Origin of the sequence: Psychrobacter sp. AOP30-A2-5, assembly GCF_052378115.1 — a bacterium.
In the GTDB taxonomy this organism is placed as follows: Bacteria; Pseudomonadota; Gammaproteobacteria; order Pseudomonadales; family Moraxellaceae; genus Psychrobacter.
Map to the genome: position 1 here is coordinate 19,203 of NZ_JBQSXK010000023.1, position 24,022 is coordinate 43,224.

General features: G+C 42.5%; 23 protein-coding genes and 1 pseudogene. 18 read left to right on the forward strand and 6 right to left on the reverse strand.

What is annotated here, in order from left to right; genetic code table 11:
• Positions 1–26: 26 nt before the first annotated feature.
• The 12 genes from ACT3S4_RS12660 to ACT3S4_RS12715 all read left to right on the forward strand — a co-directional run bounded on the left by ACT3S4_RS12660 (position 27) and on the right by ACT3S4_RS12715 (position 11,993).
• Positions 27–425 (forward strand): ATP synthase subunit I, encoded by a 399-nt coding sequence (locus ACT3S4_RS12660; protein WP_201560619.1) that lies wholly within the window; start codon positions 27–29, stop codon positions 423–425.
• 685 nt (positions 426–1,110) lie between these two features.
• Entirely contained in the window at positions 1,111–1,977 is an 867-nt protein-coding gene (atpB, locus tag ACT3S4_RS12665; RefSeq protein WP_055125357.1) for a F0F1 ATP synthase subunit A, read from the forward strand.
• A 33-nt stretch (positions 1,978–2,010) separates the two neighbouring features.
• A complete protein-coding gene (gene atpE / locus ACT3S4_RS12670; RefSeq protein WP_010197960.1) occupies positions 2,011–2,259 on the forward strand; it encodes a F0F1 ATP synthase subunit C in 249 nt (82 codons plus the stop codon).
• Positions 2,260–2,376: 117 nt separating this feature from the next.
• A complete protein-coding gene (locus ACT3S4_RS12675; protein WP_045452424.1) occupies positions 2,377–2,847 on the forward strand; it encodes a F0F1 ATP synthase subunit B in 471 nt (156 codons plus the stop codon).
• Between the two features lie 13 nt (positions 2,848–2,860).
• The gene (locus ACT3S4_RS12680; protein ID WP_045445877.1) at positions 2,861–3,484 is read left to right on the forward strand and encodes a F0F1 ATP synthase subunit delta; all 624 of its coding nucleotides are present in this window, start codon (positions 2,861–2,863) and stop codon (positions 3,482–3,484) included.
• Positions 3,485–3,577: 93 nt separating this feature from the next.
• On the forward strand, positions 3,578–5,122 hold the full coding sequence (gene atpA / locus ACT3S4_RS12685; protein WP_045445880.1) for a F0F1 ATP synthase subunit alpha: 1,545 nt from the start codon (positions 3,578–3,580) through the stop codon (positions 5,120–5,122).
• Positions 5,123–5,348: 226 nt separating this feature from the next.
• A complete protein-coding gene (gene atpG / locus ACT3S4_RS12690) occupies positions 5,349–6,230 on the forward strand; it encodes a F0F1 ATP synthase subunit gamma (protein ID WP_444761180.1) in 882 nt (293 codons plus the stop codon).
• A 50-nt stretch (positions 6,231–6,280) separates the two neighbouring features.
• The gene (atpD, locus tag ACT3S4_RS12695; RefSeq protein ID WP_045452427.1) at positions 6,281–7,714 is read left to right on the forward strand and encodes a F0F1 ATP synthase subunit beta; all 1,434 of its coding nucleotides are present in this window, start codon (positions 6,281–6,283) and stop codon (positions 7,712–7,714) included.
• Between the two features lie 104 nt (positions 7,715–7,818).
• Positions 7,819–8,235 (forward strand): F0F1 ATP synthase subunit epsilon, encoded by a 417-nt coding sequence (locus ACT3S4_RS12700; protein WP_021812807.1) that lies wholly within the window; start codon positions 7,819–7,821, stop codon positions 8,233–8,235.
• Positions 8,236–8,891: 656 nt separating this feature from the next.
• A complete protein-coding gene (locus tag ACT3S4_RS12705; protein ID WP_045445894.1) occupies positions 8,892–9,608 on the forward strand; it encodes a response regulator in 717 nt (238 codons plus the stop codon).
• 314 nt (positions 9,609–9,922) lie between these two features.
• Positions 9,923–11,611 carry an ATP-binding protein gene (locus tag ACT3S4_RS12710; RefSeq protein WP_045445985.1) on the forward strand — a complete coding sequence of 563 codons (1,689 nt, stop codon included), beginning with the start codon at positions 9,923–9,925 and terminating at the stop codon, positions 11,609–11,611.
• 202 nt (positions 11,612–11,813) lie between these two features.
• Positions 11,814–11,993 (forward strand): hypothetical protein, encoded by a 180-nt coding sequence (locus ACT3S4_RS12715; protein WP_045445897.1) that lies wholly within the window; start codon positions 11,814–11,816, stop codon positions 11,991–11,993.
• A gap of 76 nt (positions 11,994–12,069) precedes the next feature.
• Here the strand turns inward: ACT3S4_RS12715 and ACT3S4_RS12720 are convergent, their stop codons facing one another.
• The gene (locus ACT3S4_RS12720) at positions 12,070–13,548 is read right to left on the reverse strand and encodes an ATP-binding protein (protein WP_201540625.1); all 1,479 of its coding nucleotides are present in this window, start codon (positions 13,546–13,548) and stop codon (positions 12,070–12,072) included.
• Between the two features lie 478 nt (positions 13,549–14,026).
• Between ACT3S4_RS12720 and rpsP the strand changes: the two genes are divergently transcribed.
• The 4 genes from rpsP to rplS all read left to right on the forward strand — a co-directional run bounded on the left by rpsP (position 14,027) and on the right by rplS (position 16,448).
• Positions 14,027–14,296: a 30S ribosomal protein S16 gene (gene rpsP / locus ACT3S4_RS12725; protein WP_045445900.1), complete on the forward strand. Its 270-nt coding sequence runs from the start codon at positions 14,027–14,029 to the stop codon at positions 14,294–14,296.
• A 185-nt stretch (positions 14,297–14,481) separates the two neighbouring features.
• On the forward strand, positions 14,482–15,015 hold the full coding sequence (gene rimM / locus ACT3S4_RS12730) for a ribosome maturation factor RimM (protein WP_045445903.1): 534 nt from the start codon (positions 14,482–14,484) through the stop codon (positions 15,013–15,015).
• An 87-nt stretch (positions 15,016–15,102) separates the two neighbouring features.
• A complete protein-coding gene (gene trmD / locus ACT3S4_RS12735; protein ID WP_087813637.1) occupies positions 15,103–15,873 on the forward strand; it encodes a tRNA (guanosine(37)-N1)-methyltransferase TrmD in 771 nt (256 codons plus the stop codon).
• 182 nt (positions 15,874–16,055) lie between these two features.
• Positions 16,056–16,448, forward strand: coding sequence for a 50S ribosomal protein L19 (gene rplS / locus ACT3S4_RS12740; RefSeq protein WP_045445905.1), 393 nt, complete (start codon positions 16,056–16,058; stop codon positions 16,446–16,448).
• 261 nt (positions 16,449–16,709) lie between these two features.
• Here the strand turns inward: rplS and ACT3S4_RS12745 are convergent, their stop codons facing one another.
• A complete protein-coding gene (locus ACT3S4_RS12745; protein WP_444761181.1) occupies positions 16,710–17,267 on the reverse strand; it encodes a DUF4442 domain-containing protein in 558 nt (185 codons plus the stop codon).
• A gap of 515 nt (positions 17,268–17,782) precedes the next feature.
• Here ACT3S4_RS12745 and ACT3S4_RS12750 point away from each other — a divergent pair.
• Positions 17,783–19,309: a DUF3360 family protein gene (locus ACT3S4_RS12750; protein ID WP_045452432.1), complete on the forward strand. Its 1,527-nt coding sequence runs from the start codon at positions 17,783–17,785 to the stop codon at positions 19,307–19,309.
• A 141-nt stretch (positions 19,310–19,450) separates the two neighbouring features.
• The gene (gene uvrC, locus ACT3S4_RS12755; RefSeq protein WP_444761182.1) at positions 19,451–21,295 is read left to right on the forward strand and encodes an excinuclease ABC subunit UvrC; all 1,845 of its coding nucleotides are present in this window, start codon (positions 19,451–19,453) and stop codon (positions 21,293–21,295) included.
• Positions 21,296–21,372: 77 nt separating this feature from the next.
• Here the strand turns inward: uvrC and ACT3S4_RS12760 are convergent, their stop codons facing one another.
• The 4 genes and pseudogenes from ACT3S4_RS12760 to ACT3S4_RS12775 all read right to left on the reverse strand — a co-directional run.
• On the reverse strand, positions 21,373–21,726 hold the full coding sequence (locus ACT3S4_RS12760; protein ID WP_444761183.1) for an energy transducer TonB: 354 nt from the start codon (positions 21,724–21,726) through the stop codon (positions 21,373–21,375).
• A gap of 11 nt (positions 21,727–21,737) precedes the next feature.
• On the reverse strand, positions 21,738–22,307 hold the full coding sequence (locus ACT3S4_RS12765) for a dihydrofolate reductase (protein ID WP_444761184.1): 570 nt from the start codon (positions 22,305–22,307) through the stop codon (positions 21,738–21,740).
• A gap of 76 nt (positions 22,308–22,383) precedes the next feature.
• Positions 22,384–22,671: pseudogene (thyA, locus tag ACT3S4_RS12770) on the reverse strand (thymidylate synthase); the annotation flags it as partial.
• 206 nt (positions 22,672–22,877) lie between these two features.
• Positions 22,878–24,022 (reverse strand): restriction endonuclease subunit S (locus tag ACT3S4_RS12775; RefSeq protein WP_444761185.1); only part of this gene is annotated, 1,145 nt, incomplete at its 5' end.

A 24,022-nucleotide genomic window follows, 5' to 3' on the forward strand; every position in this document is an offset into this window, starting at 1 on the left:
TGTAAGGCTATAGGATTGCATTACCGATGACCAAGCCTGCCAAACGCACACAAAAAGATAAAATTGGCATCTATATCAAACGCCAAGCGTGGATATTATTTATCCTTATTATTATTGCTTGGGCTTTAGATATCAGTTGGCTACATAGTGAGCTTACTGTCGCAAAAAGCGCCGCTATTGGTGCGCTACTCAGTTTCGCTACCCAAGCTGTATTTGCTTTTTTTATCTTTTGGTACACTGGATATCGCGCGCGCCAACATATCGTTAGCCAGCTATATCGAGGTCAAATGGCCAAATGGCTATTGACTGTGTTTGGTTTTGCACTAATTTTTATTACCGTACAACCCCTATCTGCGCCTGCGCTGTTTATTGGTTTTATGGTAATGCAAATTAGTCACAGTTGGATGTTGTGGCATATACGCTAGCATTAATAGACGATGACTATATCAATAGTTGAGTGCTTAATAGTGCTAGGCAAGTCACCCTGCCGTCCAGCTTCTCTATGACTGATTTCATAAGAAAGTCAAAACATACAAAACTGTCTAAAGACAGCGCCAATGATTATAAAGACTGTGATATGAGCGTTTAAATGAGTATAGCGTGTGATAATGGAGTCGATAGCCAATTATTAGCTATCAGTATTGCCTCTAATTAAATTCTTACAATTTAATTAATCACGCAAAGCTATGTTAGTAAACGTTAATAGTAGCTAACTTATTCATACAGTGCATAAAAAAGTCATAATTGACTTTACACGAATACAACGCTGCATTAATATAGGCAGCTAAATATTTTGCTTATGAACGCTGTATTAAGCGTCTATCGTGGAAACGCGGCAGTAAGTAAACACAGATATAATAATTTCGCGTACATATACAAGGGCTATTACTGAATCATCATAAGCCCTTTTTTGATAGCTAAAATTTATCTTAAGTTATCAAATTGCGCACTAGTAATAGAACTATGGGTTGGATGTTATTGATTACATGAGCGCTTTAGCATGGTTCCATCGGCTTGCTAGCAGGTCAAATAGGATCGTTAATACCTCATCAGATGACAACCATATTTTTGGTAGTTGATTAAATCGTTGATTAATAAGAAGCTGACATTATGGCAGGCGAGCAAACAACAACAGACTATATCTCTCACCACTTAACGAACTGGACGTACGGCTATCTGCCGGGCGAAGGCTGGAAAGTTGCCTATACTGCTGAAGAAGCTAGTGCAATGGGCTTTAAAGCCATCCACCTTGATTCTATGCTTTGGTCAATTGGTCTAGGCATTGTTTTCTGCGCCATCTTCTGGATGGTCGCTAGAAAAGTCACTTCAGGCGTGCCGGGTAAAACTCAGGCTGCGGTTGAGATGATCGTTGAGTTCGTTGATAACAACGTTCGTGATTCGTATAGTGGTACCTCAAAGCTGATTGCGCCTTTGGCGCTGACTATCTTTGTATGGATATTCTTAATGAACTTGATGGATTTACTACCCGTCGATTTTATTCCTATGATTGCTGGCCAAATCGGCGCAATGATGGGACATGATCCACATCATGTGTTCTTTAAGATCGTTCCAACGACGGATCCTAATATTACGCTTGGCATGTCTTTTTCTGTCTTTATACTTATTCTGTTCTATAGTATCAAAGAAAAAGGTTTGGGCGGCTTTGTTGGCGAGCTAACACTGCATCCATTTAGTGCCAAAAACCCTATCGTACAAATTATTTTAATACCCATCAACTTTATCTTAGAGTTTGTTACTTTGATAGCGAAACCTATCTCTTTAGGTCTGCGTCTATTCGGTAACATGTATGCTGGTGAGTTGATTTTCATACTGATTGCTCTAATGCCGTTTTGGATTCAATGGGCGTTATCAGTACCGTGGGCTATTTTCCACATCTTAATTATTACACTTCAAGCGTTCGTATTTATGATGCTGACGATAGTTTATATGTCACTTGCATCATCAACTGAACATTAATTAGACATTCAATAGGTAAATGAGGATACATCCATGGATCCAGTATTAGGTGGTTACACAGTTATCGCAGTAGCACTACTTATCGGTTTAGGTGCACTAGGTACAGGTATTGGTTTTGCTATTCTAGGTGGTAAATTTCTAGAAGGCGTTGCGCGTCAGCCAGAACTTGGTTCACAGCTGCAAACTCGTATGTTCATCGTAGCAGGTCTTCTTGATGCTATTCCGATGATCGGTGTTGGTATTGCTATGCTATTGTTGTTCGCTAACCCTCTAGCAGGTTAATCAGAAAGCTCAGTTGTAAATGTTTGGTAGTCAAAGTTTGTATCTTAACCATAGCCAAAGTTTGGCTATCAAATATGATCAATGAAACTGATTTTTCATTAACAAAGAGGTGATCACGTGAATATCAATTCTACCCTCATCGGTCAAGCCATTGCTTTTGCAATCTTTGTGATGTTCTGCATGAAATTCGTGTGGCCACCACTTATTGGTGCCATCAATGAGCGTCAGCGTAAAATTGCTGAAGGCCTGAATGCCGCAGAAAAAGCAAAAGCAGATCTGGCGACCGCTGAGCAAGACGTCCAGCAGGAGCTTGATCTTGCAAAGACCAAAGCTGCTGCTTTAATCGAGCAAGCGAACAAGAGTGCCAACCAGCTTGTCGAAGATGCAAAAATGCAGGCCCAAGTGGAAGGCGAGCGCATTCGTCAACAAGCGCAAGCGTCTATCGACCAAGAAATCAATCAAGCGCGTGAATCATTACGTGCCCAAGTTGCTGAACTGGCTGTACTTGGTGCAGAAAAGATTTTGCAAGACAAAGTCGATGTGCAAAAACATGCCAGTATGTTAGACCAACTGGCGGCAAAGCTGTAACTGTGAGGATATAATGGCTGACTTATCAACCTTAGCACGACCCTACGCTAAAGCCGCGTTTGACTATGCCAACGAAAACGGGGCCGTAAACGAGTGGGAAAATTTCTTGTTTGTCGCCAGTGCAATTGTCAATGACAAAGCGTTCCGTACATGGCTAGAAAATCCAGCCGTTACGGCTGAGCATAAGTCAGCTGCTTTGGTTGATCTTTATGACTCACAAGTGGCTGGTGATAGCGACTCTGCTTTTAAACAGCTACTAGGCGAGAGCAAAGGCTCTCGTTATGGTAATAGTATTAGCTATCCTAAAGTGTCACCAGCGCTCAATAATTTTATTAAGCAGTTGGCGCAGCAAGAGCGTCTGGCGCTGCTTCCTGAAGTTTATGAGCATTATCGCCGCCACAAGGCAATAAGCTTAAAGCAGCTTGATGCTTACGTGACCTCTGCCTATCCATTGACTGACGCTCAGCGTGAAATGCTTCAAACGCGCCTTGCTGCATCGTTAAATGCTAGTGTGGTGATTCATGAGTCGGTCGATCCAAGTCTATTGGCAGGCGCTACCATCAAAGTCGGTGACAAAATCATTGATGATTCGATGCGCGGCAAGTTACAACAGTTAAAAACACAGCTAACTGCCTAATGCCATTTACCAGCGCAGTCATCTATAATCTGCGTGAAAGTAAGAGCATTTAAGTCAGTGGGCGGGTTATCATAAATTAAAGGAAACAAGGCAATGCAACAATTGAATCCAGCGGAAATCAGTAACCTGATTAAGCAGCGTATTCAAGACCTTGATGCGGGTGCAACTGCAAAGAATGAAGGCACGATTGTCAAAGTATCTGACGGTATCGTGCAGATTCATGGTCTTGAAGATGCCATGTACGGCGAAATGATTGAGTTTGAAGGCGAAATCTATGGAATGGCGCTTAACTTAGAGCGTGATTCTGTCGGCGCGGTAGTACTTGGTGATTACCTAAAGCTGCAAGAAGGTCAAAAAGCCTATTGTACTGGTCGTATTCTTGAAGTACCAGTAGGTCCTGAGCTGCTAGGCCGTGTTGTTGACGCCTTGGGAAATCCTATTGATGGCAAAGGTCCTATCGATGCCAAAATGACTGATAAAGTCGAAAAAATCGCCCCAGGCGTTATTGATCGTCAGTCAGTAGATCAACCAGTAATGACGGGTTATAAAGCCGTTGATACTATGATTCCAATTGGTCGTGGTCAGCGTGAGCTTATCATTGGTGACCGTCAGACGGGTAAAACCGCGATGGCTATCGATGCGATCATCGCGCAGAAATCATCTGGTATCAAGTGTGTATACGTCGCAATCGGTCAGAAACGTTCTACCATTGCAAACGTCGTACGCAAGCTTGAGCAAACTGGTGCCCTTGAATATACGACTGTCGTCGTCGCTTCAGCGTCAGAACCAGCAGCACTACAGTATATCGCACCGTATTCAGGTTGTACGATGGGCGAATACTTCCGTGACCGCGGTGAAGACGCACTGATTGTATTTGATGACTTATCAAAACAAGCCGTTGCTTATCGTCAAATTTCACTATTGCTACGTCGTCCGCCAGGTCGTGAAGCGTATCCTGGTGATGTATTCTATTTACATTCACGTTTACTTGAGCGTGCATCACGCGTAAACGCGGCGTACGTAGAAAAGTTCACTAACGGTGAAGTGGTTGGTAAAACTGGTTCTTTAACCGCACTGCCAATTATTGAAACCCAAGCTGGTGACGTATCTGCATTCGTACCGACTAACGTGATTTCAATCACCGATGGTCAGATTTTCTTAGAATCAAGCCTATTCAACTCAGGTATCCGTCCAGCAGTTAACGCTGGTATCTCGGTATCTCGTGTTGGTGGTGCAGCTCAGACTAAGATCATCAAGAAGCTATCTGGTGGTATCCGTACTGCACTGGCTCAGTATCGTGAACTGGCTGCCTTTGCTCAGTTTGCATCAGATCTTGATGATGCGACTCGCGAACAGCTTGATCATGGTGAGCGTGTAACTGAATTGATGAAGCAGAAGCAGTATCAGCCGATGTCTATCTCTGAGCAAGCCGCAGTTATCTATGCATCGAATGAAGGCTTTTTAGCGGACGTTCCTGTCGAAAAAATCGGTTCTTTTGAAGAAGCTTACTTACGCTATATGCATGATGAGCAAAGTGAATTGATGCGTGAGATTGATGATACTGCGAATTATAATGATGATATCGCAGGTCGTTTGAAGTCATCTTTAGAGACCTTTAAACAAAATCACAGTTATTAATTTAACGGGTTAAGCCGAATTGGTTATGGCTGTCTTTGATGGCTAATAAAGTGGCGCATTGTCTTGTATTTTTTTATTAAGACAGTAGCGCCACTGTTCTAACCATTGACGGTATTAGATCGCGTCATGCACAAAATATATAACATTAATCTGTTAGATTGATGTTATATACTAAATAATTGTCGCATGCGCCAATGCTTTTTAACCCTCTTATATTGGAATCATTATGGCAAGCTTAAAAGAGATACGTGCCAAAGTCACCAGTATTAAAAGCACCCAAAAAATTACTCGTGCTATGCAAATGGTTGCGGCAAGTAAAATGCGCCGTGCCCAAGAGCGCATGGAAGTGGGTCGCCCGTATGCTGATAGTATGCGCCGGGTTATTTCACATTTGGTGCATGCCTCATCAGACTATAAACATCCGTATATGGTCTCGCGTCCAGTCAATAAGGTTGGCTATATTGTCATTACCTCTGATCGCGGTCTGGCGGGTGGTTTGAATATTAACTTATTCAAAGCTTTATCTAAGAGTATCCAGCAGTATCAAGATCAATCTGTACAAACTGAGTTTGCAGTCATTGGCGCTAAAGGTGTGAGTTTTTTCAAAAACTTTGGTGGTAAAGTGACCTCGGCAGTAACCGATTATGGTGATAAGCCAACGTTTGAGCAGATAAACGCACCGGTTCAAGCGATGCTTGACGATTATACTAACGGTAAAATAGACCGCATCTATGTGGTTCATAATAAGTTTGTTAATGCGATGACCCAAAAGCCGACTGTCAATCAGTTGGTACCTTTACCAGACAGCGCGTTTGGTGAAGAAGAGAGCGGCATTCAAACAGAACTGAGCTGGGATTATATCTACGAGCCTGATATCAAAACATTGATTGATGAGCTGCTTGGCCGCTATATTGAGTCGATTGTGTATCAAGCGGTAATGGAAAACATTGCCTCTGAGCAGTCCTCACGTATGGTTGCGATGAAAGCGGCGACAGATAATGCTGGTGACCTAATTAACGATTTACAGTTGGTTTATAACAAGCTGCGTCAAGCGGCGATTACCCGAGAAATCTCGGAAATCGTTGGCGGTGCTGCTGCTGTTTCATAATTGAAACCCCTTATGAAACCCACTATATACAGAAGTTCAAGGAGAACGCAATGAGTAGCGGTCGTATTGTACAGATTATTGGCGCGGTTCTTGACGTTGAGTTCAACCGTAGTGAAGTTCCTCAGATTTATGATGCCTTGCAAGTAGATGGTACCGAAACCACCCTAGAAGTACAGCAACAACTAGGTGATGGCATCGTTCGTACTATCGCAATGGGTTCAACTGAAGGCCTAAAGCGTAACTTAACAGTCACTAACACTGGTGCGCCTATTGCTGTGCCTGTTGGTATTGGTACGCTTGGCCGTATCATGGATGTTCTTGGTCGTCCTATCGATGAAGAAGGTCCTGTAGAAGCTGATGAAAAATGGTCTATCCACCGTGAAGCGCCAAGCTACGCGGATCAGTCAAACAGCACTGAGCTGTTAGAAACTGGTATTAAAGTTATCGATCTACTTTGCCCGTTTGCTAAAGGTGGTAAAGTTGGTCTGTTTGGTGGTGCTGGTGTTGGTAAAACCGTTAACATGATGGAGCTGATCAATAACATCGCTCTAAAACATGAAGGTTTGTCAGTATTTGCTGGTGTTGGTGAGCGTACTCGTGAAGGTAACGATTTCTATCACGAAATGCAAGAAGCCGGCGTTGTAAACACTGAAGACTTTAGCAAATCTAAAGTTGCGATGGTATACGGCCAGATGAATGAGCCACCGGGTAACCGCTTGCGTGTTGCGTTGTCTGGTTTGACCATGGCTGAATACTTCCGTGATACCAAAGATCCTGCCACTGGCAAAGGTCGTGACGTATTGCTGTTCGTTGATAACATCTACCGTTATACACTAGCCGGTACTGAAGTATCAGCACTACTTGGTCGTATGCCATCTGCGGTTGGTTATCAGCCAACACTTGCTGAAGAGATGGGTATGCTGCAAGAGCGTATTACCTCAACTCAGTCTGGCTCTATCACCTCAGTTCAAGCAGTATATGTTCCTGCGGATGATTTGACGGATCCATCACCAGCAACGACGTTTGCGCATTTGGATGCAACGGTTGTATTGAGTCGTGATATTGCTTCACAAGGTATCTATCCTGCGGTTGATCCGCTAGATTCAACCTCACGTCAGCTAGATCCATTAGTCATTGGCGAAGAGCATTATAACGTTGCTCGTGGCGTGCAAGAGATTTTGCAGCGCTATCGTGAGCTAAAAGACATCATCGCTATCTTGGGTATGGATGAGTTATCAGAAGAAGATAAACTAGTCGTTTATCGTTCGCGTAAGATTCAGCGCTTCTTATCACAGCCATTCCACGTTGCTGAAGTTTTCACTGGCGCACCTGGTAAATATGTACCACTACGCGATACCATTGCTAGCTTTAAAGCAATCATCGCTGGTGAATACGATGACCTACCAGAGCAAGCGTTCTATATGGCTGGTGGCATCGACGAAGTTGTTGCTAAAGCAGAAAAAATGAAATCTACTGCAGCGTAAGTTGTGTTAGCATTTGCTAAAGGGCAGATAGGCCATAAAAAGTCTATTTGCCAGTTAGTAACGCCTCGCAGTTTTGATTGTGTTTTGATCGTAAGGAGTTAAGTATGGCAACGTTACAATGTCGCGTCGTAAGTGCTCGTGAAGAGTTGTATTCAGGCGAAATTAGCATGTTAATAGCTACTGGTACCGAAGGCGAGATTGGTGTATTGCCAGGTCACACACCGCTTATTACTTTGTTAAAACCGGGTGCGATGCGAGTGCAAACACCAAACGGTGAAGAAGAAGTGATTTATGTATCAGGCGGTGTTTTAGAAGTACAGCCGAAGATGGTTACCGTATTGGCTGATACAGCGATGCGTGCACATAACCTTGATGAAAGCAAAATTGTCGAAGCACGTAAAAAGGCTGAGCAGATGCTGGTTAATCAATCGGATACTGTACAAACTAATGCAGCTTTAGCATCATTAGCAGAGTCTGTGGCACAGCTACAGACTATCCGTAAGTACAAAAACCGCGCTTAATTTTTTGTGGAAAATTTTAGAGTTTCTTTTTGACTCTTACCACAGATATAAAAAAACAGTCCATCATGGGCTGTTTTTTTATGTTTATTGTTTAATATTCTATGCTTGTTGATCGAGGATAAATACACGATTTATGATGCAATTTCGATCTCGACAGTCAGTTTTTTAAATATGAGTGTTAACTAACTATGCACACATGAACTATGCATTTCCTAATTATGTATCGAATATTAATAGGTAGTACGGGAATAGTAGATGAAAAAGTCACTGGCAGCAAAGGCGATATGTCGCTATATTAGACGTAACAGGAATACAAGTATCGGTATCAATCAAGTATCCTATCACTGTGCGCTGCATTAAGATTGACTACTTATAGAAATTCAGGTGAGGAAAGGGTCGTAAAAAAACATTTCACTTGCTATTATTTGTATAAAGCTCATAATTTTTGGACGTAAACTAAAGTTTTAATGGGTGTAGTTTATAGGTTTTGTTAACGACTATAAGCTATAGTATAGGAAGCTGTATGTTTAATAGTATACTGTGCTACCAAGTTTGTAACAGCTATACCAACATCAATTGTGCCACTTAATGGTGCTATTAATTTTACCGCTCTTACTTTTACTGCTTTTAAATGAGATGTATTAGAGGATATAACAATGACAACGAATGAAGAAGACAACACCCCCCGAATTTTGATTGTTGAGGATGATGAGCGTCTGGCCATGTTGACTCAAGATTACTTGGTCAAAAATGGTTTAGAAGTCGCTATCGAAACCGATGGTAATCGTGCTATTCGTCGCATCGTCAGTGAACAACCAGATTTGGTCGTACTTGATGTCATGCTTCCTGGTAGCGATGGACTGACGGTATGTCGTGAAGTACGCCCGCACTATCAGAATCCTATTTTGATGCTGACTGCGCGTACTGAAGATATGGATCAGGTACTGGGTCTTGAGATGGGTGCGGATGATTATGTCGCTAAACCTGCTCAGCCACGTGTCTTGCTAGCACGTATTCGTGCGTTATTACGTCGCTCAGAAAATGCCCCATCAGAAGATGTACCACAGCGTCTAGAATTTGGTGAACTGGTTATCGACAATGGCGGTCGTTCAGTAAATTTAGGTGATGAGTTGGTTGATTTCACCAGCGCTGAATATGACTTATTATGGTTGCTTGCTTCTAATGCGGGTCGAATTCTTTCGCGTGAAGATATCTTTGAGCGTCTACGTGGTATCGAATATGACGGTCAAGATCGTTCAATTGACGTTCGTATCTCACGCATTCGTCCAAAAATCGGTGATGATCCAGAAAATCCAAAACGTATCAAAACCGTTCGTAGTAAAGGGTATTTGTTCGTTAAAGAAGGCAACTAAGTCAATTTTGCTCCGGCAACGGCTTATTGCTCATTAGCGTGACCAAAGAAACCAGCAACTAGGCTGGTTTTTTTGTGGCTAAATTTTAATTTTTGAACTTAAATACAGCGTTATGTGGTTTAATTAAGCAATTATTATGGGTGCTGCCTAAATGTACATGAGGTAAATAGATTTTAGGTGATGCTCAGTTATAAATTAAAATACAGCAGCCAGAATGGTTTTTTATTCAACAGTGTCTGATATCATTTATCACGCAGCGCTTGTTTGCTGAATGATGTCGGCAGTTTTTATTCATTAAGTTGGTTACGGCACGTATGTCATTAGTCTCTTCTTTAAAACACAGTATCTTTGTTCGTATTTATGCTGGGCTACTCATAGTCTGTTTGTGTGTGGCATTGTTTGCTCAACTGTTGATGGATACCATCAACAAAGAGCGCGTCCAATCCTACCGTGAAAACATGGCAACAGGGGCTTTTCATCTGGTGAGTGAAGGTATCGCTCATCAAGAAAGTGAAGAGCAGCGTGAATATTGGTTGTCTGATGCCAGTAGTTTATTTGGCTCAGAATTCAAAGTTTTGCCTATTGATGAAGTGGACTTTAATGCCAGTGAACTGCGGCGTTTTGAAAATGGCAATACGGTCGTTCGTTATACCGAGCAACCTGTCTATGCCGATGTGTATTATCGTCTACCAGACAATCAAAGTGTTTTGACCGCCAGAATATCGCAAGTGACTGAGCAGCAAGTACGGGCAATCGCTGTGTTTTTATTGGATGATTTGTCTTACTATGTGACGTTATCTGACAAGCGTGCCCGTTTGGCTGAACTGGAAAAAAAGTTTTCCTTTCCTTTAGAGTTTAAAGCCGTCAATACACTGGATTTAGATACCGATCAGCTTGCACGATTACGCCGAGATGAAGTGGTTATTTCCTTACAAGATACCAATAGCAGTAAAAGTAATTCGGCTATTAGAGTAGTGGTACCTTCTGAAATCAATGACATGGCGATATTGATTGGTCCGGTGCCATTATTCAACTGGTTCCCACTTAATCTGATTATTAGTATGATTCTTATCAGCATGTTTTTGATCAGCTTAGGCGTGTATGCGTTGATTTTTCCACTTGAGCGTAAGTTGCAGTTGATTCAGGTTGGCGTCAATGAAGTGAGTAAAGGTAATCTTGAAAGTCAAGTTCAAGTCATTGGGCAGGATGAAATTGCCCGTTTAGCCGCGACTTTTAATGCCATGACCTCGCATATCAAGCGCCTTATTGAGTCGCAGCGAGAATTAACGCGAGCGGTATCACATGAGCTTCGTACACCGGTGGCTCGTATCCGTTTTGCCGTTGATATGCTGGCTGATACGGATGACGAAGACTCGCGTTTTATGCAGCGTGATTTTATTGATGAAGATATCGAAGCGCTTAATGGCTTGATTGATGAGATTTTGACTTACGCCAAGCTCGAAGAAGGCTCACCAAAGCTGGATTTAGAACCAGTCAATCTTAGAGAGTTATTGGAGCAGATTGAGCGTGAAACCAATGCCTTGGGTAAGCCTATCAAAATAGTGACCAAGCTGCCGAATGCTAAAGTAACCGCTGTCGCAGATAGGCGTTATTTACACCGTGTGATTCAAAATTTGGCGGGCAATGCCTTACGTTATGCAGAGACCACGATTATCATTAGTGCTGGCGTCAGAAAGGGCAATGCTTTTGTTAGTGTTGAGGACGATGGTCATGGTATTCCAGAAGCAGATCGCGAAAAGGTCTTTATTCCATTTTCACGCTTAGATGACAGTCGCACACGCGCTTCAGGCGGCTATGGCTTAGGCTTGTCTATCGTATCGCGCATTGCCTTTTGGTTTAATGGTAGTATGAAAGTCGATGAGAGCCGAGAGCTTGGCGGTGCACGATTTGTCATGACGTGGCCTATCAAACCACTGACACAAATTTTGGCTGCTGATGAACTGACGCAAGAAAAAAGCGAGCGTGGTTTTGAAGATAAATAATGCCACTGCAAAGAATTGTCGTTATTTTCTAGTATGAAAATAGCGGCATCAATTAAGCAGTGTGTGACAAATAAACTTGCTCAATTTCTAAGGAGTGTTCTCAATTTCATGTTTAGAATGGATATACACCTTAGATAGAATTGTCGGTTAATTTTTATTATTAACGGTTTGAAGATAGCTTTAAATCAGAGGAGGGCAAAGGATGCCATATTTATTTGGTGGTTTGGTGGTACTAAATGCAATAACGTTGGGCTACTACTTATTCTTGCAGCAGCCATCGACGACGCAAACGTTGACAGCAGCGCAAGAAAATATTACTCAGCCATTAGCGTTTACCAATAGCGCCAAATATATTCCACCTATCATTGGAAACAAAGACTAGGTGTTATAAAACTAAATAGTCGCAGCGAATTGTTTTGAGCATTTATTAGCTTTAGTGATGAACAGTTCAGCAGCTATCAGTCTTCTTTGTTCCATGTCTTGTGATTAGAGACAGGCGTTTTTTCTGTATCGGCTGCCATGGTCGTATCTCCAGCAACCTTGGAAAGTAGGGGAATACGCACACACACTTGTAAACCTCCGTCGGGATGGTTAATGGCTTCTACCGTCCCATGATGCAATCTGGCGATACGATCGACAATCGCTAGACCTAAACCACTGCCTTGTGTGGTACGTGCTGTCTCTCCGCGTTCAAAAGGCTGCATAATACGTTCTAATTGATCTTCTGCAACGCCATCACCACAGTCACGCACACATATCAGCAATTGTTCTTGCGCTTCTCTATTGACGACATTTTCACTGACGACATCGCTATCTTCTTCTTCAATGGTTTCTATAAAAGTTGGCACAACAGTCGCTGATAGGTAAATGGGCGGTTTGCCATAACGCTTGGCATTATTGACCAGATTGATCACAAGGCGTTTGATAGACATGGGGCGCACAGGAACCACTTTGTGACACTCTGATTGATAGATGAACTCCATTGGTGCAAATTGCACCATGATCTCATTAAAGATGGTATCCAAATTGGTTAGGCTGACTGGCTCATCGGAGCCATCTTTCATAAACGAGATAAACTGCTCTAAAATGGCATCCATGTCTTCAATATCATAAATTAATCCCTCTCGGAAAAAGTCATCAGGTAGCATCTCAGCAGTCAAACGCATACGAGTTAAAGGTGTTCGCAGATCATGCGAGATACCAGCAAGCATAATTGTACGCTCTTTTTGTGCTTGATTTAACGTCGTGAATAGACGATTGAATGCCATGTTGACCTGACGTATCTCCGTAGGTCCTTTTTGTGTTGGCAACGTAGTGGCATGACCGAGCCGAATATAGTTGGTCGCAGCACGCTGTAAATATCGTAGCGGACGATTTAATTGCCGCGCCAGTAGAATAATGGTCAGCAGCGATAAAATAGGCAATCCAATGAGGAATAGCACCAATAATGCTGGACTATATTGCGAATAATAAACCACGGGTTCACGAATCCAAAAGCTGTCATCACGGCTGTCTTGCACCCAAAGCTGCGGTGTCGGTTTGAATTTAAAATAAACCTCGACAGGTCGACCCAATTGCGCACCGATTTCGCGTTGTAAGACATCAGTGAAGACGCCGACAAAGGCCTTATCAGACACTGCTGGGAAATCATTAGGATTATTCACTACCACGACATGCGAGTGTTGATAAATCCATTGGCGTACTTCAGGACGATTTTTCCAGTCTTTGTTGACACTATTCATCAACTGCAGCTCGCTCGTTAAGTAACGTGCATGGTTTTTAAGCTCGGGTAAATATAGACTGCGCCAAAAAAACAGAATCGACAAGCTGACACTGATAAGAACAATGAAAGAGACCATCAAGGTTGTCAGCCAAGTGTTGGAGTAAGAGCGAGTAAACCGCCCTTTGCGACGTGGTTGCGATTTTGGTGTGGTCATATGGATCCAACATATTAAAAGATGCTTTATTGAGTTTAGTGTAAAAATGGTGCTTTTTTATGTCGTTCAAAACAACGTGCCATACTTATGAGTAGCGTAATAGCTAATACTCTTGAACGATGACACAATTCAGTAGGCGATAGCATCATTCACTCGCTGACTATGTTATAGAGTAGCATAATCAATGAATGACACGGATGGCTTTAAAACAGTAGGCAACAATTGAATACTCAAATTTGTACTAATATAGTACTGAGTAATATAGCGCTGAATAATACAGCAACGAGCCACTTGGACATGATGTAGAGGCAGTATCTTCAGTTAAAAATTAGTGGTGATGATCAATTGTATTTTACATCGACGGGCATTTAAGCTATTGTTAATAAATAATTAAATAAGCGCAGTTTATGTTTTCAATAAATCAAGACTGTGATATAATTATGCCCTTTTTGGTATACCTGCGAAAGAGAGAATTCACATGGTTGTTATTCGTTTAGCACGGGGCGGTGCCAAGAAACGCCCATTTTATCAAGTAGTTGTTGCTGATCAACGCCGCGCGCGTGACGGTCGCTATATTGAAAACATCGGCTTTTTTAACCCACTCGCTAAAGAGTCTGAAGAAGCAGTACGCCTAAATATGGAAGCGTACAATGCGTGGATCGCAAAAGGTGCACAACCTTCAGATCGCGTTGCTTCATTAGCAAAAGCTTTCAACAAGTCTGTCGCGCAAACTGAAGCAACTGCTTAAGTTTTGTGGTCACTGAGACGCTGATAGCTCGTCTATAAGCAGTCTCGATAGACTTTAGTAAAAAACATAGCGTAACTGGTCTAACTAGGTACGCCATTAATTGTTTATCGCTTTTAACTGCGTTTATCGTTTTTAATTGCTTTTTATTTATCTTCGCTGTGTTCATCATTGTTAGGTTAGCCGTTATGTCTTCTGCTCCAAACGCTAGTGCCCTTATGAAAATTGGTCAGCTCAAAAAGCCTTATGGCATCAAAGGTTGGCTTTGGGTATTTAGTGAGACAGATGATCGTACGGCGATATTTGACATTAAACCTTGGTGGATGAAAACCGCTACCGGCATGAAGCCTTTAACCGTTAAGGCTTGGCGTGAGCAAGGCACAGGAATTGTGGCTCAGTTTGAGCAGATTCCTGATCGCAATGTTGCTGAGACTATGAACGGGGTAACTCTTTGGGTCGAGCAAGACATCTTGCCAGAACCCGCTGAAGATGAATATTACTGGTCGGATTTGGTCAGCCTGCGCGTTGTAAATGAGCAGGATGAGTATCTAGGCGACATTACTGAGATGTTTGAGACTGGCGCTCACGCTATTATGCGGGTTGCGGCAAACTCAGACAGCTTAGATGCCGATGAGCGCCTGATTCCATGGCACAAGCAAACTGTAGTACAGGTCAGTCTGACTGAAAAAACAGTGCTAGTGGCATGGCCGAGTGATTATTGATAATAGTTTTAACTTTGCGGTTAAGCTTTATCAGTAATAACACCGATTTATTTAGCCAATATTAGCCACTGCGCAAGTAGACACCTAATGTATTTTGCCGTTATTAGTATTTTTCCTGAGATGTTTGCCACGATTCGTGAGTTTGGAATCACGGGTCGAGCAGTCACTCAGAAACAAGTGACGATTGAATGCATTAATCCGCGTGATTTTACCAGTGATAATTATCGCCGTATTGATGAACGTCCGTATGGTGGCGGTCCTGGCATGGTGATGATGGCTGAGCCATTATCTCAAGCGATTGAGGATGCGCGCCTGCGAGCAAGTCAGCATGGCTGCCGTGTCGACAAAGCGCACTGTCCGGTGATTTATATGTCGCCACAAGGACAGACGCTGAGTGAGAGTAGTGTGGTCGATATGACTGAGTATGACGGCATGATTATATTATGTGGTCGTTACGAAGGTATTGATGAGCGCCTACTATCGCAATATGTTGACATGGAAATATCGCTTGGTGATTACGTACTTACCGGTGGTGAGCTGCCAGCAATGGTGCTAATGGATAGTGTGATACGTCGTCTGCCTGATATTATGGGTGATGATAAGTCAGCTGAGCAAGACTCGTTCGTCGATGGCTTGCTTGATTGTCCACATTATACTAAGCCGCATGAGTTTGCGGGTATGGCAGTGCCTGAAGTGTTACTTTCAGGTCACCATGCCAATATTGCGAAGTGGCGCTTTAGTCAGCAAGTCGAACGTACGCAAGCGCGTCGTCCAGACTTATGGCAAGCGTTTACGCCAACGGTAGAGCAAGCAAAGTGGCTAAAAGCATTGGCGAAAGCAGATAAAAAACAGCGTTGATAGCGGCTAAAAAGATAAACAGTTAAGCAACAGAATTTTGAGCAACAACAAAACGAGTCATAGCATAATGGCCGTTTGTCATAACCCACTTACGTTGTGTCTCATTAAAAAGATACGATCCATTATTACAAACAGGTGATATGCGTCAAGCCTCTATTATCTAATGTGAGGAGATAACTCTCATGAGCAACAAGCATCCATTGGTTCAGGTCATCGAAAATGCTCAATTGATTGAGCGCCCAAGCTTTGCACCCGGCGATACCGTTGTGGTTCAAGTAAAAGTACGTGAAGGTGAGCGTGAGCGTTTACAGGCTTTTGAAGGCGTTGTAATTGCTAAACGTAACCGCGGTTTAAACTCAGCGTTTACCGTACGTAAAATCTCAAGCGGTGTTGGCGTTGAGCGTGCATTCCAATTGCATTCACCAATCATCGATAGCATCGAAGTGAAACGCCGTGGTGCTGTTCGCCGTGCGAAACTATACTACTTACGTGAGCGCTCTGGTAAATCAGCACGTATCCGCGAGAAGCTTGCTCCGCGTGCACCTAAAGCTGTTAAGCCAAAAGCTAACGCTTAGATTATATCCAGTATCTGCTTTTAAGCATTGTGCTTAATATCGCTTTATTGCTGAACCGTCTATTATGCGATTCGGCAATAGTGAAAAGCCAGATACAAGCCCTTATTCATAGGTTTATCATATAAATAAGCGGGTAGTACCAAAAAAGACAAAACCCCAATCTGTGCGTATGCCAGATTGGGGTTTTTGTTTCTGTCGTTTTAATTAATGCGCTTTAAATCACAAATCTAGAGAACTGTTTTAAAAATTGCCCTTAAGCCTCTAACCATCGAGATTTTCGATACGGCTATTTTGGTCTTTAGATTTGCTGTACTTACGCAAGCGTATATAGAGCGTTTTAGTGACGGTAGCGATAACTTTTTGTTGATCATCGACGATATCTGCTTGGTATTCCCGAAATACCGGCTCGCCTTCTTTTGCTAATTCCTGAATCGTGGTGATTTCATTGCTAGGAATTTTTAGGCGTGCAGTGACTTTGCTATTACCAGGCGCAATAAACTCAATATATGAGCTTTTGTCCCAAACGACATAGCTGCTGCCCAATTGGTGCATCAGCATTATCATATAGAATGGGTCCACCATCGAATACAGGCTGCCGCCAAACTGAGTGCCTACGATGTTTTTGTTCAGCGTATTTAGCCCCATACTTACCACACACAAACCTTGATCTAGATTGAGGTGATCGATTCTGATACCAGCGCCTACGTATGGTGCATAAGTGTTGATACGCAACTTCAGTAGGTGGGGTGTCAATAACGGCATGATACTTTGTTTGGCTCTGCGTTTTAGCGTCTCAAAATTGGTGGGTAGCAAACTCATAAATTCGTCCTATTGCTTCTTTTATATTTTTTAGTGATACCGTTTGAATCAAATTTTTTAGTGTACTTCTATCAAAGAGCAGTCACGAAAGGGCATTTATCATAAGTAAAAAATATCAAAACCGCTAGGCTTAAAGCGTAACTGACATGGATTTTCTATAGTTACTTAAAAGTTATAATAAACTATTTATTATAGCTATCTTTAATATTTAGTTATGTGATAACAAATATCTAGATACAGATAATTATTAAGAAAAAGGTCATTTATTCTAATTTAAAGCCTATATTAAGTGTGTTTTTTCCTCATGGTTTTCTATTAAGTTCAATTTTGTATTAAATGGAAACTTTAATTTATATATTATAATAGTGTATGGACTTTTTTAGTGATTCTAAGTTCGCATTTCGAGTTCTCATGTCATACAATGGCTTGCAATTTTTAATGGACGCTTTAGTCACATTAAATTTCACTATCAAATTATCAGTTAAATAAAGCCTCAGTCGACATAAGGAAATGTGATGAGTAACACTCAGATCCCTTCTTCAGGGTCTAATCAGCAGTCATCAAATCCATCTAATTACGACAGCGAGCCATCAGGTAGCTACCTTGATTTACACAAACCAAGCGCAAGCTTTGACAGTCGTGACGCTTATCTAAATCATGAATTACAAATCATGCAGCCAAAACGCTGGCGTCCCAATTTGCCGTTTCGTGATTATCGCTTTGAGTATGAAGATACTATTCCTGCAATGGCGGCAACGATTGGTAAAGTGGTTATGGTGGGTGCGATTGCTGCAACATTTGCAGGTCCACTTGGTTTGGGCGATGCGTTTGTTTTAGAAAACGTTCGTTATGAGCTATTAATCGTTTCATTCTTTATCATCTTATTTTCAGGATTTCTACTCCCGACAGCCAACCTTGCAGGTACTCACGGCCCCCTTATTCCGCTTATTCCTATCGTTGTTGCTGCTGGTGGTCACCCGATGGCCTTTGGTCTGCTCATCGGTGCCTTCGGCTTGCTATTGGCAATCAGTAAAGGGGGCAGTCTGCTGGCAAACTTGACCAGTAAAGGGGTGTGCGGTGGCCTCTTGATTTACTTAGGGTTTATCGGTACCACCTCACAGGTCAAAAACCTCTTTGCATGGGCAGAAGGTATTGGCATGTCGCATATTGCCTTTTTCATTATTTTGGCCACTATCCTGCTATATGCATTACTTGAGCATTGGCAAAAACGCTGGCTTGCGGTTCCGCTAAGCTGTGTACTAGGTGGCGGACTTGCATTTGCATTGGGTGCACCCTTTGAGTTCAAAACTGCACCAGGCTTACCAAACATGAACCCGATGTATTGGTGGGGTGAAAATACTGGTTGGATGCTAGGATTACCGACGGTTGAAAGCTTCATTGTCGTACTGCCGTTTGCTATTTTGGCCGTTGCTATGTGGTCACCAGATTTTTTAGGCCATCAGGTCTTTCAAAAAATCAGCTATCCTAAACGTACTGAAAAGGTACTCATGGATATCGATGACACAATGACCAGCGCTTCGTTTCGTCAGGTCGTCGGCTCTGTATTGGGCGGTGCTAACTTTGCGTCATCGTGGGGCACCTATATTGTCCCAGCAGCGATTGCCAAACGTCCGATTCCTGCTGGTGCCTTATTGACGGCATTGTTTTGTATTATCGCAGGGGTTTGGGGCTATCCAATGGATTTGGCTATTTGGCAGCCAGTGATGTGTGTGGCCTTAATCGTTGGTGTGTTTATTCCACTGCTTGAAGCTGGTATGGAAATGACTCGTGAAGGTAAAACCACGCAGTCTGCTGCGATTGTGGTGTTTGCTTCAGCGCTTGTAAATCCTGCCTTTGGTTGGTCACTCACGTTGTTGCTTGATAACTTAGGCTTGATTGGCTCGAAAGAACGCAGTGCTAATTTAACTAAAATGAGCCGCTGGATCATACCGGGTATTATGTTTGTGGTATTGACTGGCGTGATGGCTATCGTTGGTATGCTACCGGGTATTCCGGCATTGATGGCTAACTTCCGCCATTAATGGCATCTTGCTTACCTATAAAAAGTCAGCATCGGTGCTGGCTTTTTTATGGGTGATGCTATGATAATAATTGGCTTGTAAAACAATGACTCCCGCCCCATAACTAGCAGTATTACAAGACTTTTAAGAGCAAAAAATTCTATGGTCAATGTCTCAGAATCGAGTCCTGTCGATGACAAGAAAGCCCGTCTTAAGCATTTAATCCAGCGCCTACCAAATTTGCCAGGCGTGTATAAGATGCTGGGAAAAAACGGTGATATCTTATATGTCGGTAAAGCCAAGTCACTCAAGAGCCGTGTGAACAGCTACTTTGCTAAAACCATTGACCATCCAAAAACACGGGCGCTAGTGGCACGGATACATAATATTGAAACCATTATTACCCGTAGTGAGACTGAAGCGTTATTGCTCGAGCAAAACTTGATTAAAGAGTATCGTCCGCCTTATAACGTGCTATTGCGTGATGACAAATCTTATCTTTATGTATTTATTTCAGCGGATAAGCCTTACCCGCGATTGGCTTATGGTCGCGGTAAAGGCAATCACCAGAAAGGGCGCTTTTTCGGTCCTTTCCCCTCTGCTCATGCCGCCAAAGAGACACTGGTGCTGATGCAGAAAATGTTTCAAATGCGCCAATGTACCAATACCTTTTTTAAGCAACGTAAGCGTCCGTGCCTTGAATATCAGATTAAACGCTGCCGTGCACCCTGCGTGGGCTTGGTATCGCCTGAAGAATATATGGAAGATGTCAATAATACTATTCGTTTCCTAAAAGGCGACTCTAGCGATATTCATAGCGCTTTGATTGAAAAAATGGAAGCTTCTGCTGAAGAATTAGATTTTGAAAAGGCAGTGTTTTATCGCGATCAGCTGTCTATGCTGCGTGAAGTACAAGCTAAGCAAGCTGTTTATACTGTACAAGGTGAGGCGGATGTAATTGCTATCGCTAGTCAGGCAGGCATGACATGCGTCAACGTACTGACCGTACGTGGTGGTCGTGTACTGGGTGGTAAAAACTACTTCCCTGATGTCGATAGCAGCGAGCCACTTGCTGATAATTTATCTGCCTTTATTACTTCATTTTATTTTCAAGTAACGGATGACTTACCATCCGAAATCATGTTGAGTCATGAATTACCGGATCAGGTGGCGGTCAGTGAAGCACTGGCGAGCCATTTTGGCAGTAAAGTCGTGATCAAAACTAATGTACGTGAACACCGTGCCGAATGGTTAGATTTAGCCAAACTCAATACCAATAACGCCCTAAAAACCAAGCTGGGCGACTATTTGGAGTTGCATGCGCGCTTTGGTGCCTTAAAAGATGTCTTAGCGGACGTCACTGATAGAACCATTGATCGCATAGAGTGTTTTGATATCTCCCATACCATGGGCGAGGCGACCATTGGTAGCTGCGTAGTCTTTGACCAAGGTGGCTCGCGTCGCCGTGATTATCGTCAATATGCCATTCATGACATTGTCGGTGGTGATGATTATGCCGCAATGAAACAAGTGCTGACACGGCGCTATAAAAAGCAACCATTGCCTGATTTGTTGCTGATTGATGGGGGTAAAGGTCAGCTTGGCATCGCTAAAGAAGTGCTAACCGAGCTGGGTATTCTTGGTGATACTTTGCTGATTAGCGTGGCAAAAGGCGAAGGACGTAAGGCTGGGCTTGAAGTGCTACATTTTATCGATCATGAGCCACTTGATTTGCCGATGGATAGCAAGGCGCTGCATTTATTGATGCATATTCGCGATGAGGCGCATCGTTTTGCGATTACGGCGCATCGTAAGAAGCGTGATAAGCGCCGTTCATCGTCAGTGTTAGAAGTCATACCGGGGCTGGGTGAAAAGCGCCGCCGTGACCTGCTTAATCACTTTGGCGGACTGCAGCAATTGCTCGGTGCATCGCAGCAGGAATTGGCAGGCGTGCAAGGGATTGGGCCAGTACTTGCAAAAACAGTTTATAAAGTATTGCACGAGTAGGCGTTTACATTCTACCTACCTATCTATCTATCTATCTATCTATCTATCTAAATTTTTAGTAGTAGGGTAAACAGTTTCTAAGGTATTACATAGGTAATGGGTACAGTAACTTTTGTTGTAATAAACTCATTATCCTTAGTACCGGCTTTGAATATCATTTTTCTAGCATCACGTAGAGCACTTCGGTCTAATGACACGACGCCTGATGACTCAGTAACAGAAATGGAACTAATTTGACCAGATTTATCAATCAACATACTCAGGACAACTTCATATTCCTCACCAGCTTTCAAACGTCTAGCTGCTCTGTGTGGAACTGTGAACTGAGGTTGACGCAATATTTCAGCAGGCTTAATAACAGTCTCTCTTATCGCTAGACTCTGACAGCCCGATAGTAATATGCCAGTAAAGATAAAGGGTAGTAGTTTCATAACCAGCTGACCTAGTCTGCTTTTATTTTATAAGTCACAAATTTAAAATCTAGCGTACTTTTTTCATCATGCATTTGCTCAGACTCTTCTGCCACTTCAAATTCACTTGGCAACTCAGGATAAAAAGCGTCGCCATCCGTAATCTCAGTATCGACGTGGGTCAGCTCAATGCGATCGGTATACATCAACGCATCGCTAAACACGCGCTCGCCGCCAATCACCCAAATGGTATCCAGATGCGCACCATGTGCCAGACTTGCTGCTTGCGTTAATGCATCATCTAAATTATGCACCACGTAAGCATTGCTTTTATCGACCAAACCTTTTTGTTCGGCATAATCTAGCTGGGTGCTGATGATGAAGCTCACGCGTTTTGGCAAAGGCTTGCTGCCCATTGATTCAAACGTCTTACGACCCATAATGACGATACCTTGAATCGCACCGTCATTTTGTTTGGTCGTCATGCTTTTAAAATGCTGTAAATCTGCTGAGATATGCCACGGTAGCTCATTATCTTTGCCGATACAGCGGTTGCTACTGATAGCTGCGATTTGGGCAACTTCGGTGTGGGCATAACTCATAACGTATCCTTTTTATTGTCTTTAACATGCTACTTGCATTTGCTGCATTTATTTAAAACTTTCAATCAGACAAAGGCTAGACTGCAACCTTTGCCTTAATCGCAGGATGCGACTCGTAACCATCAACGCTAATGTCTTCGTATTTGAAAGCAAAAATATCTTTCACATCAGGATTAAGCGTCAGCGTTGGTAGCTTATAAAGCTCACGCGTCAACTGTAATTCAACTTGCTCGCGGTGGTTTTGATAAATATGACAATCGCCACCCGTCCAGATAAATTCGCCCACTTCTAATCCGCATACTTGCGCGACCATATGGGTCAGCAAGGCATAACTGGCAATATTAAATGGCACACCTAGGAATATTATAACCCCTAATTTATGCACAAGACGCCTAATAACATAGCCTTAACAGCTGTAATAGCATTGTGCACTTTTAATTCTGCACAATATGGATTATACATACAAGGTTATTATACCTGATTTTAAAATATCACTGCTAATAGAAGGTCTTGTTTATTTCTTTTGGTTGTACTAGAGCATATAAAACGTGATTGTTCCAATACTAAAACTCACCCTAAGGCCTTATCAACTAACGCATCAGTAAGCTGAACTTGCGTTTCTTGAGACTGTTGTAATTTAGCTTTTAGCTGATCGCAAATAGCCATTAGCTCGTCAACTTTAGCAACGATGCGATGTTGTTCAGCTAGAGGAGGTAAAGCTATCTTTAAAGCTCTGACCTGACTTCTAGATACATTTTTCATAGAGCTGCTAGTACCTCCTGCTACCTCTGCATAATATTCGCGAGAATAACTACTATTATTCACTAAATTTATATAATAGCTAAATACATCTTTAGTAAAACTAAAACGAATGATTTTGTCACTCATCATTAGTTTCTCGGGTGTGTTCTTTGGAACAACAACAGAACGTGCTACTAAATCGGCCGTATTAGCTCTGGAAATAAGGAAGTCATTAGCTTTTACTTCATACTGAGGTTTTGGCTCTAAATAGTTTGGCAAGGCTTTATTCTCATCAGGCTGATATTTACCCCAAGTTACAGCACTTACTTTAAGTACACCCCAATTATCTCCTTCTTTTGGCGTAGGATCACATTTGGGACTCCAACCAGCCTCCGAGCTTAAAGATAAACTATCTATTTGACACCATTCCCATCCTTTTGGTAGCTCAAAGAATTTTTCTCCGTCACTAATCGGTGGTAATGGTTTTTCTTTCTTAATCTTCTTTTCTTCAATCAACCGCTCTTTTTCTTTAGCTATCTTTTCTAATAACACTGAAGCAGGCTCATCGTCTGGATTTTGTGGCATCAACTTACCCATTACCGCCAATTGCAGTACAGTTTGCTTTAGGGCTTCGATGCTTTGCTCAGTGGTGAAAAAGCTGTCAAAATGCTCAGCAATTCTTGCCCAGTTTTGTGCCAGTTCATCCGCGTCAGCACTATCTGTCAACGTGGATAATAGTACCTTTACAAGTGTCGCATGAGCTTCGATACTGACTTCGGTTTGCTGCTCTAGTTGATCACATAGAAGCATCAATTCATCGACTTTGGCGACGATACGGTGTTGCTCTGCGAGTGGAGGTAAAGGTACAGGAAATTTAGCTAAATCTGCACCTGATAGATTAGGTTGAGCTGTTCCATTATTATATTTAAATATAGTTCTCTTTGTTAGAGTGCTATTTAGTACTAGCATAATAA